This window comes from Methylacidiphilum infernorum V4, assembly GCF_000019665.1.
Taxonomy (GTDB): Bacteria; Verrucomicrobiota; Verrucomicrobiia; order Methylacidiphilales; family Methylacidiphilaceae; genus Methylacidiphilum; species Methylacidiphilum infernorum.
Genome location: NC_010794.1, coordinates 1,176,283 through 1,190,300 on the forward strand (window position 1 = coordinate 1,176,283; position 14,018 = coordinate 1,190,300).

A 14,018-nucleotide genomic window follows, 5' to 3' on the forward strand; every position below is an offset into this window, starting at 1 on the left:
CTTTTTTTATTGAAAAAATTTAAAAATTTGAGAATTCTTTTGCTTTTACCCTTTTTCAATGAAAAAAATAAAAGTCATGTTTCTTAGTTGTTTAATTTTTATCTGAAACTTCAAGAAAGTATAAGCCTATGTCTGTTTTCTATCACATTCTTATTGCGGATCCGATTTCCAAAAAAGGAATAGCTGAACTCCAAGCCTCGGCTCAACTCATAGTCGATGAAAAATACGGCTTAAAGGAAGACGAGCTTGCTCGGGTCATAGCCGACTACGATGGAGTTATTGTAAGGAGTCAGACTAAAATAACTCGAAAAGTTATCGAAGCGGGAAAAAAGCTCAAGGTCATCGGAAGGGCTGGCGTAGGGATCGATAATGTTGACGTTGATGCGGCTACGGAAAAGGGAATTGTAGTCATGAACACTCCGGGGGGAAATACCATAGCGACCGCAGAACACACCTTTTCTTTGCTTTTGGCTTTAGCAAGAAATGTAGCCCAAGCCCATGCTTCGATGCAGTTAGGAGAATGGAAAAGGAAAAACTTTGAAGGTATTGAACTCTACGGGAAGATTCTAGGCATCATAGGTCTTGGAAGGGTCGGTATGGAGGTAGCCAAGCGGGCCCTTGCTTTTGGGATGAAGGTCAAATGTTTCGATCCCTATCTGTCACCAACAAAAGTGAAGAACCTGCAAGTCGAACTTGTAAACAGCCTCGATGAGCTTTTCCAAGATATTGATTTCCTTTCCCTGCACGTTCCCCTGACCCAAGAAACCGAAGGGATCATCAACAAAGATAATTTAAAAAAGTGCAAACGAGGAATTCGAATAATCAACTGTGCCCGAGGAGGGTTAATTCGCATCGCCGATTTAGAAGAACTCCTAAAATCGGGATGGGTAGCAGGAGCCGCCCTCGACGTCTATGAACCAGAACCTCCGCCGGCTGATTTTCCTTTACGCGGCCTGCCCAATGTTGTTCTCACTCCCCATCTTGCCGCTTCCACCATTGAAGCGCAAGAAAATGTGGGAACCGAGATAGCGGCTATGGTCATCGATGTCCTTTGCCATAATATTATCCGCAATGCGGTTAACGTGCCCAGCGTGGATCCCAAAATCTTGTCAATCCTTAGACCTTACATGGCCTTGGGAGAAAAACTGGGAATTTTCATGAGCCAGTGGGTTGTGAATCGAATCGATAGCCTTACAATCTATTTTTCAGGAAAGGTAAACGAATACGATACAAGCCCTATCACCCGAGCGGTCTTAAAAGGATTTTTAAGAAAGGTCGCAGGCAAAGAAGTTAACGAGGTTAACGTTATATTCTTAATCAATACCCTGGGTATAGATGTCAAAGAAGTCAAGATGAGTAGTGCTGGAGAATTTGCTGAAATCATCGGCATAGAGGCCAAAACGGATGGACATACTTACCAAGCCGCTTCCACTTTCTATGGCAGGTCCCATAGGCTTGTTCAGCTTAATTTCAATCCTATTGAAGCTTCCATGGAAGGGATTTTGCTCCTCCTTGAAAACAAGGATAGGCCGGGCATAGTCGGAAAAGTTGGAACTATACTGGGAGAACACTCCATAAACATTGCGGCGATGTCCCTTGCCAGGGCAAAAGCGGGAGAAAAAGCCATCAGTATACTTAATCTTGATAATATCCCCTCCCCCGATATCCTCGTAAAGATACGAAACATTGAAGATATCTATAATGTCCAATTAATTTCGTTATGATTTTTCTTTATTCTTTAAAAGGTTTGTGACATATTCACATTGTGAAAAGAGGATTGGGAACTGTTTGTTTCATTCTCGTTGTTGCCGGTTCCTTATTAGCTTTATCCGCTGCCGAACCCCAGAAGAATGATCCAGAAGTAGCCCAAGCCAAAAAGATTGAAAAACATCCTAAAGCGGTTCCCTTAAAACCTGTTCCTGAAAAAGCTCGAAAGCCCCCCATGGCTCTTCCTCCAAGGGCAACAGGAATTATTCCTGAAGGGATCAGGCAAGGGCCTCAACTGATCAATCCTCTAGCTCCTAAGGAACTGGGATATGGACAGAAGTTTATGGCCAAAGATCCAAGACAGCCCCATCCCACATGGACAATCAACAGTACTGAGGTCATGACTCCTGGAGGTGGCCTTGAACTTTTTAGCTGGGAATGGTAAAACATATTTTTATCAAGCGGGTCTACGATGAGCCTGCTCCCCAGGATGGATACAGGGTTCTAGTCGATAGGTTATGGCCTAGAGGAATTTCCAAAGATAAATTAAAGATTGATACTTGGGCTAAAAATTGGGCGCCTTCTTCGGCATTAAGAAAATGGTTTTCTCATGATCCCCAAAAATGGGAAGATTTTAGAGAAAAATACCAAGAAGAACTTTTGTCCAAAGAAAAGGAAATCGGAGAGTTTCTTAAAAATTGCCCTTCAACGACAATTACCTTCCTCTACAGTGCCAAAGACAGCATCCATAACCAAGCGGTTGTTTTAAAATCTTTTATAGAAAATAGGATAAAAGATAAAACCTAATCCTCAAGCAGGCTTTCGAGGAGGGCAATATTAAGCTTGGATAAATCGGGGATAACTAAAGAGGCCCCTGTAAAATCCTGCTTGTTTGTATACTCATTAGGGGCGGCGATACACTTGATAGCTGCTTTGAGTGCGGCATGCAACCCCACCCTTGAATCTTCTATTGCAATAATCTCTTTATTCTTCAGGTTGAGAATCTTCAGGCAGTTGTTATAAAGGGGAGAATCAGGGGCGGTCTTTTTCCCCGCGTTTTTACCCAAAATAGGATGAATATAAGCCTTTGCTTCGGGAATATGCTTATCCAAAAAAGCCTCGATTTGTGCTTCAATGGAAGTCGACACTATAGCCACAGCTATATTTTGAGCAAGGGCTTGCTTGATCAACTCGGCTATCCCTTCTCTGAGACGGGCCTGGTGCACGTACTTTTTGATATAAAGCTCCTTTTTTATTTCTATCCATTTTCCAGACAGTTCTTTTATCGTTTTTTCCTCAACAAAAGGATAAAGTTTTTGATAAGCCCATTCCATTCTCGCTTGATTGCCGGGCAACTCCAAAAGGGAGACAAATTCTTCCCAAGACCACTCAATAGGGATGTGCATTTTTCGAAAAGCCTCATTACAGGCGGGCAAATGAGCTTCTTTTTCGGTATAGGCGATCGTTCCGTCAAAATCCAAAATGATCGCCTTTAGCAACCCTCTTGCCATCACTTTATTCTCCGGAGAACTGAGGGAATAATCCTTTTTGTCAACCGCTCATTAAATCTATCTTATTTCTTTGGAAAGACAAAAGCTTGGAAAAATTCTGGACTACTGACAGCTAGATCCTGGGGTAAGGTCGATTCGATGATTTCATTCTTAAAATGACTCAGTTCGAAATTTTGCAAGGCACAACGTAAGAGTGAGCAGATGTATTTATGGAGGATAATTAAAACATTAAAAAGCCTGGCTTCTTTAAAATAAATTTCCTTAACCGCCTCGACGATTCTTCTCTGTGCACTGTACACATCTTCTTTACTACCCGGGACCAGGGGAACGAGTCGAGGATCTTGAATCCATTTTAAATACAGTGAAGGGCTAAAAAGGGAAAGCTCTTGAGCTGTTTTCCCTTCCCACTCTCCCATGTCCATTTCTATAAGATCTTTTCGAATTTCCTGGGGAACACCCAAGTATTGGGCGTAAATTTCAGCCGTCTGTCTTCCCCGAGCAAGAGGACTGGAATAGATTTTAGTAATGTTCAGGTTTTTAATAATGGGCACATTGTTTTTGGCTTCCTTGATCCCCGCCTCACAAAGGGGAATATCCGTATGACCCTGAATCCGATGTTCCAGGTTCCAAGCGGTTTTGCAATGCCGGGCAAAGTAGAGAACTCCCATCTGTATTTGACAATAAAGCCGCCGATATATCAAGAGAGGCTTTTCTGGCGCTCCAGGGATCGGATGGCCGCTTCGACTACTTTTTCAGCCGTAATTCCAAATTTTTGATAGATCGTCTTGTAGGGAGCCGAAGCCCCGAAATGATCAAGCCCTACGACTTCACCTTCAAGTCCAACCCACTTAGCCCATGCCAATGTTGCTGCCGCTTCCACGGCGACCCTTGCTCGGATAGGTGAAGGAAGAACCTCCTCTTGGTACTCCGGGGATTGTTCAGCAAAGAGGTCCCAGGAAGGCATTGAAACCACCCGGGCAGGAATATTTCTCTGGGCTAGCAGTTCTTGGGCTTCAAGGGCTATATGGACTTCTGATCCGCTCCCGATTAAAATGACTTGAAAGCCAGGGGCATCAGAAATCACGTAAGCTCCCCGTAAAGCTCCAACGCTGGAAGCATACTTAGACCGGTCAAGCACGGGCAATGCCTGTCGGGTAAGAATTAAGCAAGTTGGTCTTTCTTTTTTGCTCAATGCTACTTTCCAGCCCTCAACCGTTTCCATTGCATCGCATGGCCTAAAAACCGTCATGTTCGGTATAGCCCGTAGAGCTGTGAGTTGTTCTACAGGTTGATGGGTGGGTCCATCCTCCCCTAAGCCGATGCTATCATGGGTAAAAATATAAATCACAGGCAACTTCATCATTGCGGCCAGCCTCATGGATGGTCTCATGTAATCCGAAAAGATGAGAAAAGTCCCTCCATAGGGTCTTATTCCTTTATGTAAAGACATGCCACTCATTATCGCCGCCATGGCATGTTCTCTAACTCCATAATGAATATACCTTCCCGAAAAATTTCCTTTGGATATATCTACAACTTCCTTCGGCCTCGTGTTATTCGAAGGCGTTAGATCTGCTGATCCGCCTACAAGAGAATCGATTTTTGAAAAAATAGAATTTATAACCGCTCCAGAAGCTGCCCGCGTAGCGATAGGCTTATCTAAAGGGAAGGTAGGCAACTGTTTATCCCAATCCTCAGGCAGTTCGTTTCTTAAGGCCTTATGCAAGCTCTCCGCTTCCCGGGGATAAATATGGGCATACTTCTTGTAAAGTTCCATCCACTGCTGTCGCTTATGTTTTCCTCTCTGGGCGAATGCATGAAAATATTGAACAACTTCTTCCGGAACATAAAAGAGAATGTCGGCAGGCAATCCCAGTTTTTCTTTGGCCAACCTTACTTCTTCAACCCCAAGAGGTTCCCCATGAGCTTTTTCTGTATCTTGTTTATGAGGACTGCCATAGCCGATATGGGTTTTAGCAATGATCATATGAGGCCTGTCTGTGCTCAATTTTGCTTTTGAAAAGGCCTCTTCAACCTGTTTGCGGTCGTTTCCGTAAATTTGTTGCACTTCCCATCCATACGAAAGGAATCTCTCTTTAACATTGTCACTGTAAGCTAAAGAAGTATGGCCATCGATCGTTATACCGTTGTCGTCATACAATACGATTAATTTTCCTAAGCCCAAGTGACCCGCCAGTGAGCAGCACTCGTGGGAAATCCCTTCCATCAGATCCCCGTCGCTGGCAAAAACATAAGTCCAATGGTCAAAAAGTTCAAAACCGGGCTTATTGTAGCGGCTAGCCAAAATTCTTTCAGCTAAAGCCATGCCCACCGCATTCGCGATTCCCTGTCCTAGCGGTCCGGTCGTTGTTTCTATTCCAGGAGCATGCCCATACTCGGGATGACCCGCTGTTTTAGACCCAAACTGTCTGAAATTTTTAAGATCTTCCAAAGAAATATCATACCCGCTCAAAAAAAGTAGGCTATAGAGCAGCATGGAGGCATGACCACAAGAAAGAACAAACCTATCCCGATCAGGCCAATCGGGATCCTCGGGGTCAAAATTCAAAAACCTCGTCCAGAGAACTACAGCCGCATCCGCAAGGCCCATAGGTGTACCCGGGTGTCCCGAATTGGCCTTCTGGACAGCGTCCATAGCTAGCCCTCGAATGACATTGACCGCCAGTTGTTCTAATTTCGAATCCTGAAGCAAATCTTTTTCTAAGCTTTCCCTATTCTTAGTCATTGCGCTTGATCTCCATGTTAATTTCCTTTAGGCTTAATTCTCTTTGCCTCCTGATTCGTGAAAGAGCATCGACAGGAGGAGCAAAAGGAATCGTCGCATTCTCGTCGTATGCTCTCAAAAGATGGTAGGCTAAAAGGAGTTGGGTCAAAGCCAAAGGATGACTGTGTTTAATTTCATTTCTATCCAGATACCTTCCCAGCCTATCCAGGTTTAAAGGAGGTACCCCACGAGGAAGGTGACTCCAGATCGTTTTTTCTAGTCTAAGAGCCTCTTCCTCGGGAACATTACCGTCGATTTCTAAAATATCTACCGGTTTACCCATATCCCTGCCTAGTTCTAGGCGTATGCCATGATTTTCTGCACGATTATCGATAAGATAAGAAAAATCGGGATGAGGGATGGTAGGCCGCAAAACAAGCCTCGTGTTTAAATGACCATCAATTTTTTCGGGATCTACTCCTTTGGGGGGATAAAAAGTAACAATAATGTCGGCAAATTCCCGCTGGGGCCGTATATAGGCTTCAGAGTCAGGTTCCCTTTTGATGAGTTCTTCTAAAACTTGCTCACGGGTATACCCCCTCTTAGTCGTGTCTCTCTTGATCTTCCAAACCCTTCTCAATTCTTCGGGAGGATTTAAATAAACCTTGACATCGTAAAATTGACGCATGACCCGGGTATAAAACCCAAGAAGGCCTTCAACGATGATAAATTCCTTGGGCATGATATATTCGGGACGAACAAGTGAACCGTTGGAATGATCGTAGACGGGCTTTAAAATCGGCAAGCCATAATGAAGCCGCTCAAGGTGCTGTTCCATGATATCCAGGTAATTGCACTCCGGATGGAGAGCGGTTATACCTATCTGCGCCCTTTCCTTGCGATCGTACTTATGATAATCATCGGTACAAATGTGGGTGACGCGATCAGCCCCTAATAAATTTACCAGTCCTCCTGTTAAAGTAGACTTACCCGCAGCACTATCTCCAACGATTCCAAGCATTATAGGACGCCGCATAGCTTCAAAACCTTCAACTTATTCTTCTTTTTCGGTTTTAAGTTGCGCTTCTTTAAAGACCCGACTCTGTCTAATATCGCTTTGATCAATCCTCATTAATTCAGTTGGAGGCATCCTTCCTCCTTGTTGAATAAGTCGAGCCGCCTGCCGCAGTTTAAATCGATCGATCGCATTTCTTACACTTCGGGCATTCGCAAAAAGGGGTTGCTGCATACGCAGTTTTAGGTATTCCTCAAAAGCCTTTCGAGATTCCTCGTCAAAAAAATACATCTGTTGTTTTAGCATAAGGTCAGCGATGGCTATAAGCTCTTCATAGGTATAGCTTGGAAACTGGATATGGTGAGTTATTCTTGATCTCAAGCCAGGATTCATCTGGAAAAACAATTCCATCCTGTCCTGGTAACCTGCAAATATCACAACAAGATCTTTCCTGTTGTTTTCCATGGCTTGCAAAAGAATTTCAATCGCTTCCTGGCCATAATCTCTTTCACTTTCGGGTCGGTATAAAGAATAAGCCTCGTCAATAAAAAGAACGCCACCCATTGCCCTTTTTATTACTTCTTTGGTTTTTGGCGCGGTATGCCCTACATACTGCCCAACGAGATCCTCCCTTGATGCGGTGATAAGATGGCCTTTCCTGACATAACCAAGCCTGTGCAAAATTTTTCCCATCTTCATCGCCACCGTCGTTTTTCCCGTGCCGGGTGGACCCGTAAAAGACATATGGAGAGATGGAGGTTCGGTCACTACTCCCGCTATTTCTCTTAGTCTTTGGACCATGAGAAATGAAGCGATCTCTTTGACTCTCTGTTTTACCGGTTTAAGACCGATCAATTCCCTTTCAAGGTCTTCCAATACTTCCTCGATTCGAAACTGGTTTAATTGCTCACCGATATCGATAAGCGAAATTCCTTCTTCTGACCCCTTGGATAAAACAATCTCTTTTTGCTGAACCTCCATCTCTTTTTCCGTTGGTTTAATTTATTGATAAAAGCAGTCAGCTTTTATAGCGCTGACCTTTAGGTTTATCAATGGCATAAGGCTTTAGCTGGTATTTCTGCTGCCTGTCTGCCCACTCCGTTCTAACCAGCTCAAAACCCGGTTCTTCCTTGGGACGGTTACAAATAAAACTGATCATCGTGGTCTGATATCCTTGCTGGCGATTGTAACCGCTAATGCGGATGTAATGGTTGGGGTAAGCCTTTCGGCATTCGTTTAACTCCTGCATGACCGCAGCCGGATCCTTTATATCAAAAAGGGGAAGCCCCCACATATCCCAATAGGTATGCCGCGGATGAGGATTGTCGGTATATTCGATCATTATCGACCAACCTTGATCAATGATATATTGAACTTGGGCCGCTATCTCTTCATCGGTCAAATCCGGAAGATAGGAAAAAGTACCCTGTGTTATTCTCATAATCGTTATCCTTAAGTTTTACCGGTTTTATATAATTCTTCTACGCAATCGTAGGCATCGCCACCGCATCGGGAACGTCGGTGGACTCGAATTCGAAGCTTATATCTTTCCATGTTTCGATCGCCTTAGCCAAAGCGGGACTCCACCTGCAGGCTTTCTCCAGGATTTCAGGCCCTTCCCTAAGAATGTCTTTCCCTTCATTCCTTGCCTGAACCATAACCTCTACAGCCACCCGGTTTGCCGTGGCCCCGGCAGCAATACCATCGGGATGACCTATAGTCCCCCCACCGAACTGCAGGATGGTATCTTCTCCCAGGTAACTTAAAAGTAAATGCATTTGCCCTGCATGGATTCCACCAGAGGCTACAGGCATGACTCCAGGCATCGAGGCCCAATCTTGTTCAAAATAAAGACCAAGGAGAGGATCCGCTTCGGTATACTGTGTCCTCAAAGTTTTGTAATAACCTTGAACAGAATGCAGATCTCCCTCCAGTTTCCCCACAACCGTGCCCGCATGAATATGGTCTACTCCGGCAAGCCGCATCCACTTGGCAATCACCCTGAAATTGACTCCATGAATCTTTTGTCGAGTATAGGTACTGTGCCCCGCGCGATGAAGATGAAGTAATACACCATTTTTTCTACACCACTTCGCCATCGATTGGATTGCCGTAAAACCGGCTGTCAAATCCACCATGATGATCACGCTGCCTAGCTCCTTGGCAAATTCCGCTCTCTCATACATCTCTTCCATGGTGGCGGCTGTCACATTAAGGTAATGGCCCTTAATTTCTCCCGTTTCCGCCATCGCCTTGTTGACAGCTTCCATGCAAAAAAGCCACCTATCCCTCCAACGCATAAAAGGCTGGCTGTTGATGTTTTCATCATCCTTGGTAAAATCGAGCCCTCCACGCAAAGCCTCGTAAACAACCCTACCGTAATTCTTTGCGGATAAGCCCAGCTTGGGCTTCACCGTCGCCCCCAAAAGCGGTCTTCCATACTTATTGAGGTATTCTCTCTCCATCATTATACCGTGGGCCGGTCCCTGAAAAGTTTTCACGTAATGGGGTGGAATCCTCAAATCCTCAAGCCTCAAAGACTTCAGAGCTTTAAAGCCAAATACATTTCCGATGATAGAGGAGGACATGTTGGCTATCGATCCTTCCTCAAAGAGATCGAGGTCGTAAGCAATAAAGGCTATATACTGGTTTGTCCCGGGAACCGGTTCAACGCGGAAGCATTTTCCTTGGTAATGTTCGTAGGCGGTGAGTCTATCCGTCCATACCACCGTCCAGGTTGCCGTTGAAGATTCTCCTGCAACAGCGGCCCCAGCTTCAATGGGTTCTACCCCTTCTTGCGGGACGAACCGAAACGCAGCAAGAATATCGGTATCCTTGGGAACGTAATCGGCATTATAATACCCCATTTCGGCATAAGGGGTAACACCTGCGGACCACCTGCTTTTTTTTGCACCTGCTTTTCCATCGCCTGCTATCACCATTGATTTACTCCTTTTTTACTTCTTTTTATACTTTAAGAATATTCAACCAAAAGAAAAAGCCAAAACAACATTTTACAAAGATTTTTCTATTTTTTTGATGACTTCTGCGTCCATCTTATGCTGGAAATTAGAAAAATCACCTATAGCCAAAAGGCTATAAAGCGTATCCAAGGCTATTTTTTTTGTCAACTCTGAATTTAAATCGGGCAATTTCCCTTTTTTCAATTCCGCCCATTCCTGCACGGTCGGTGCATAAAAGAAATCCCCAAATCCGGCTTTTTCAAAACTCTTTTGTAACCCTTCTCCATCCATTTCTTCAAATTCAGCAGAATTTCTCAAAGTAATTAGAAATTCGATAAATTCCGGTTCGACCACAAAAAGGGACCGGAGCCGGTTCTCCCCTATCTTGCTCACCACCTCTTCTTTTAAATGCAGTTGATCAACATAACTCTGTTCCAATTTTGAAGCGATTTCTCCAGCAGGAACTTCTTTCTGCATCAAAAAATCTTTTAGTACCGGGTAAGGAGAAGTATAAACGTCGCAACCTGCAGTCAATAAAAAAGTCTGCCACTTGCGCATGCTGGCCACGATATTGAGGGTTTTCAGGCCATACTTCATTCTCAATTTGCTGAGCTGCCTTTGGGCTTCCAACACCACCTGTTCGCCAAGTAATTCCGATTGCAAGCCTTGGCTTAATCGTCCAATAAAGACATTGCTGCGGTGCGGGTTGGCAAGAAGGGCTGCGGCAACAACTTGCCTGGCTGAAAATGTAGCGGTAAAGTTTACAGCTATCCCCGCTTTTTCCAGTTCCCTCGCTATGATGAAACAGTGGGGAAAATGAGGAGTAAAGGGAACTTTCACAAAGGCATTAGGATTAGTCTTAGAAAGGCACCATGCTGCTCTAAAAGAATTTTCAATACTTGGAGCAAGCTCCGTATGAAGTTCCAAGCTTATTTCCCATCTCCTCCCCATTCCGTATCTTTCGGTTGTTTCTATACCTATTCTCCCATTGATAATCGTATAAAGAACGACAACCAAATCCCCTAAACTCAATCCCGGATTTTTTTCTTTTAAACACTTAATCCAATCCCCTACTTTATCTTCGGTATCCTGCTCAAAATACCGGTTAAAAATTTTAGCTACCAGGGGTTGATTGGTAGTATTTCCATCTATTTCCTCGTTGTAAATAAGCTTATCCCTGTCTTCTGAGCGGATAATTAAATCGTCCAGCTCTTGGAAATCGGCACTATCGACATAAATATGGCTGGTCCCGGCCCTTTTGAGTGCCCCTAACATGGGATGGGATAAAAAGTAGGCTTCCTGTAAAGGCTTGCTTTTTCCCCTTACCCGTTCAATGGCATCCAGGATCGATTCTTCCAGGGATCCAATTAAATCATCAAGGTTGATTTTCATAAGCTTGTTTTTCATCATAGAAGATGGATAAGAAAAATACTTATAGCAACAACAATAAAAACCCCATTGAAAACATAAACCACTCAGCTCACAAAGGAAAACCGCATAAATTTTATTTTTGATAATCCTTTCCAATCCATGCTATTTTTATATTCCAGTTTTTTTATTTGATTTTACAACGAATCTCATTTTAATTAAAACCTTCTGGATTTTAAACATGAAAGCCATCATACAGACAGGAGGAAAACAATACTGGATAAGCGAAGGAGAGGAGTTAAACATTGAACTGCCTGCGCACCAACCGAATACGAAAGATACACTCCTTCAAATCAACGAGGTCCTTTACGTCGGGGAAGGACAAATGAAGCAGGTAGGGCAACCTTTTGTCGCTGGTGCTTCGGTCGAGCTGGAGTGTCTTTCTGAAATAAAAACTCCAAAGGTTATCGCCTTTAAGTTTAAACGCAGAAAGGGTTACCACAGGACTGTTGGGCATAGGCAAAAACTGCTGCGGGTAAAAGTTAAAAAAATTCATCTTCCTGTATAAACTAAAGCGAAGATATATCTAACCCATAGAGAGGAGGGTTCTTGTATGGCACATAAAAAAGGACAAGGCAGTACGAGAAACGGTAGGGATAGCCACAGCAAAAGATTGGGCATAAAGGAATTCAGTGGAGAAGTCGTAAAAGCGGGTCATATTCTCTTACGACAAAGGGGGACGAAATTTAAACCCGGTAAAAACGTAGGAATGGGAAGAGATTTTACTCTCTATTCTCTTGTCCATGGCCAAGTGGAATGGGACGGTTCAAGACGTCTTGTCCATGTCAAACCCTTCAATACCGCTTAATTCCAAAACGCTTCCCCTTGTTTCCCTTTGTTCTTTTCTTGGGTATATTTAACAAGAATGTTTACCGATTACGTCCGTATATTAGCCAAAGCAGGAAAAGGAGGCAATGGTTGTATTAGTTTTTGCCGGGAAGCCTTTCGTCCTCATGGTGGGCCCGATGGAGGAGATGGGGGTAAAGGGGGAGATGTGATCCTAGAAGTTAATCCTCAGCTTTCCGATCTTTCTCATTTTCTTTTTTCTCCCCATCAGTTTGCCGAGGATGGTCAACCGGGAAAGGGTCAAAAAAGAAAAGGACGTGATGGGAAAAACCTCAAATTGGAAGTTCCTCCCGGGGTAGTCGTCTATCAGCTTGATCCCAACCGAATTTTTCATTCATCTCGGGATCTTCTCCCTATCCCCAAGCCGGGTGAACCGCTGAAAAAGATAGGAGAACTGATTGAACCGGGTATGCGTTTTATTCTTTGCAAAGGCGGTAAAGGAGGAAGAGGTAATTTTCAATTCCGTAGCCCGATCAATCAATCTCCACGCTATTGTGAAGAAGGAGAAGAAGGACAATCTGGGCAGTTCCTTTTGGAATTAAAAACGATAGCTGACGTTGGGTTTGTTGGGCTACCTAACTCGGGTAAGTCAACGCTACTTAGGCAGGTGACAGATGCAAAACCCAAAACAGCCCCTTACCCATTCACAACCTTAAAACCCCATGTGGGCATCGTGAACTTTGACGACGGTTATAGAATGTCATGTGCCGATATTCCTGGACTTATCGAGGGAGCTCACCAAGGTAAAGGACTTGGTTTTTACTTCCTAAGACACATAGAGAGGTCCCATCTTCTCGTTTATGTTCTTGACCTTGCCGACCCCTTTCTTGATCCCGTCCAAGTATTCTATACCCTTCGTAATGAACTTGAAAAATACAATAAAGAACTCTTAAAAAAACCGTTTCTTATTGTAGGCAACAAAGTGGATCTGGTTGCAGCGGATAGCTTAAATCACAAGTCCTTGGATTTCAATAAAAGAACGGGTTTAAGTTTTTTGCCCATATCTGCCCTGAAAGCTCAAGGAATTGAGCTGTTTTTGAATTCTTGTCGAAAAAGCTTTGAATCCACCAAGAAATTAATTCCCTCTTCTCCAAAAGTCCTTTCCCCATTAACATAGCTTAAAAGCTCATTCTTATGGAAAAGTCCTCACTTTGTTTGATTTTCTACGGTATTGCCCTTATCTTGCTTGGGCTCGTGGGATATTTATCCAATCCCAAGAAAGCCAAGACTTCTCTCTTTAGTGGGAGCGGTATGGGTATAATAGCGATCATTCTTGGTTTTTTTTCGAAACTCGCATTAGCCCTAGTCCTTTCTCTGGTTCTTATTTCGCTTTTCAGTCTCATGCTTCTGTGGAGGGCGGTCGTCTCATGGAGGCTTGTTGCAGCGGGTAACAAGAGCAAATTATTTGTTGCTTCCCTGCTTTCTTTAATGCTCCTTTTGTCTTTGTTTGTCCTGGGTTACCTCTACTCGGTCCGTTAGCATGAGAAGGGATCTAGGGATAAGTGGCAACTGTCCAATCAAAAGAAAAGAACAAGCTCTTCATTTTGGGACGATTGTCTAAAAACTGCACTTCATCTGTCGATGCCAAAAAACCGATCTGCTCTTTGACCATGCAAGCCTTTATAGGGACGATCCCCGACCATCCTCCTTCCAGCTTCTTTTGGACCTACCAGGGAAATCTTATCCGTGGCCGCTTTTTACCGATCCACGGGCCAAACTGCTTCTTAGAATAGGTATTCAGAATCTTTACAAGCCCATTTCAACATGAAATTCAATAATGGGCATTCAGCCCTTGATCCTTTTCTGTTGGAAAATTACAACAA

At 43.8% G+C, this 14,018-nt stretch carries 15 protein-coding genes; 7 read left to right on the forward strand and 8 right to left on the reverse strand.

The genetic code is table 11. The features are described 5' to 3' along the window. Positions 1-128 precede the first annotated feature (128 nt). From serA to MINF_RS05610, 3 genes are read left to right on the forward strand one after another with little or no spacing between them, the layout of a single operon-like run. Positions 129-1,724 carry a phosphoglycerate dehydrogenase gene (serA, locus tag MINF_RS05600; protein ID WP_012463591.1) on the forward strand — a complete coding sequence of 532 codons (1,596 nt, stop codon included), beginning with the start codon at positions 129-131 and terminating at the stop codon, positions 1,722-1,724. A gap of 41 nt (positions 1,725-1,765) precedes the next feature. Beyond that, positions 1,766-2,152 (forward strand): hypothetical protein, encoded by a 387-nt coding sequence (locus MINF_RS05605; protein WP_012463592.1) that lies wholly within the window; start codon positions 1,766-1,768, stop codon positions 2,150-2,152. Next, entirely contained in the window at positions 2,146-2,514 is a 369-nt protein-coding gene (locus tag MINF_RS05610) for a DUF488 domain-containing protein (protein WP_012463593.1), read from the forward strand. The genes MINF_RS05605 and MINF_RS05610 overlap by 7 nt, the downstream gene beginning before the upstream one ends. On the opposite strand, the gene MINF_RS05615 is transcribed toward MINF_RS05610, so the two are convergent. The 8 genes from MINF_RS05615 to MINF_RS05650 all read right to left on the reverse strand — a co-directional run bounded on the left by MINF_RS05615 (position 2,511) and on the right by MINF_RS05650 (position 11,313). Further along, positions 2,511-3,218: an HAD hydrolase-like protein gene (locus MINF_RS05615; RefSeq protein WP_048810193.1), complete on the reverse strand. Its 708-nt coding sequence runs from the start codon at positions 3,216-3,218 to the stop codon at positions 2,511-2,513. The genes MINF_RS05610 and MINF_RS05615 overlap by 4 nt on opposite strands. A 62-nt stretch (positions 3,219-3,280) precedes the next feature. Beyond that, positions 3,281-3,886 carry a histidine phosphatase family protein gene (locus MINF_RS05620; protein ID WP_048810478.1) on the reverse strand — a complete coding sequence of 202 codons (606 nt, stop codon included), beginning with the start codon at positions 3,884-3,886 and terminating at the stop codon, positions 3,281-3,283. Between the two features lie 29 nt (positions 3,887-3,915). Beyond that, a complete protein-coding gene (gene tkt / locus MINF_RS05625; protein ID WP_012463596.1) occupies positions 3,916-5,964 on the reverse strand; it encodes a transketolase in 2,049 nt (682 codons plus the stop codon). Next, complete coding sequence (locus MINF_RS05630) at positions 5,957-6,979, reverse strand: phosphoribulokinase (protein ID WP_012463597.1); 1,023 nt, start codon at positions 6,977-6,979, stop codon at positions 5,957-5,959. Before MINF_RS05630 ends, tkt begins: the two co-directional genes overlap by 8 nt. Positions 6,980-6,997: 18 nt before the next feature. Then, positions 6,998-7,939 carry a CbbX protein gene (gene cbbX / locus MINF_RS05635; protein WP_012463598.1) on the reverse strand — a complete coding sequence of 314 codons (942 nt, stop codon included), beginning with the start codon at positions 7,937-7,939 and terminating at the stop codon, positions 6,998-7,000. A 37-nt stretch (positions 7,940-7,976) separates the two neighbouring features. Further along, the gene (locus tag MINF_RS05640) at positions 7,977-8,399 is read right to left on the reverse strand and encodes a ribulose bisphosphate carboxylase small subunit (protein ID WP_012463599.1); all 423 of its coding nucleotides are present in this window, start codon (positions 8,397-8,399) and stop codon (positions 7,977-7,979) included. Between the two features lie 40 nt (positions 8,400-8,439). Further along, positions 8,440-9,900 carry a form I ribulose bisphosphate carboxylase large subunit gene (locus MINF_RS05645; RefSeq protein WP_012463600.1) on the reverse strand — a complete coding sequence of 487 codons (1,461 nt, stop codon included), beginning with the start codon at positions 9,898-9,900 and terminating at the stop codon, positions 8,440-8,442. Between the two features lie 72 nt (positions 9,901-9,972). Next, positions 9,973-11,313 (reverse strand): transaldolase family protein, encoded by a 1,341-nt coding sequence (locus MINF_RS05650; RefSeq protein WP_238523439.1) that lies wholly within the window; start codon positions 11,311-11,313, stop codon positions 9,973-9,975. 217 nt (positions 11,314-11,530) lie between these two features. Here MINF_RS05650 and rplU point away from each other — a divergent pair, with 217 nt between their 5' ends. The 4 genes from rplU to MINF_RS05670 are packed head-to-tail and all read left to right on the forward strand — an operon-like array spanning position 11,531 to position 13,674. Further along, positions 11,531-11,857 (forward strand): 50S ribosomal protein L21, encoded by a 327-nt coding sequence (gene rplU, locus MINF_RS05655; RefSeq protein ID WP_148205157.1) that lies wholly within the window; start codon positions 11,531-11,533, stop codon positions 11,855-11,857. Between the two features lie 45 nt (positions 11,858-11,902). Beyond that, entirely contained in the window at positions 11,903-12,157 is a 255-nt protein-coding gene (gene rpmA / locus MINF_RS05660; RefSeq protein ID WP_012463603.1) for a 50S ribosomal protein L27, read from the forward strand. 57 nt (positions 12,158-12,214) lie between these two features. Then, positions 12,215-13,312 carry a GTPase ObgE gene (gene obgE / locus MINF_RS05665; protein WP_048810194.1) on the forward strand — a complete coding sequence of 366 codons (1,098 nt, stop codon included), beginning with the start codon at positions 12,215-12,217 and terminating at the stop codon, positions 13,310-13,312. Between the two features lie 17 nt (positions 13,313-13,329). Beyond that, positions 13,330-13,674 (forward strand): TMEM14 family protein, encoded by a 345-nt coding sequence (locus MINF_RS05670; protein WP_012463605.1) that lies wholly within the window; start codon positions 13,330-13,332, stop codon positions 13,672-13,674. Positions 13,675-14,018 lie beyond the last annotated feature (344 nt).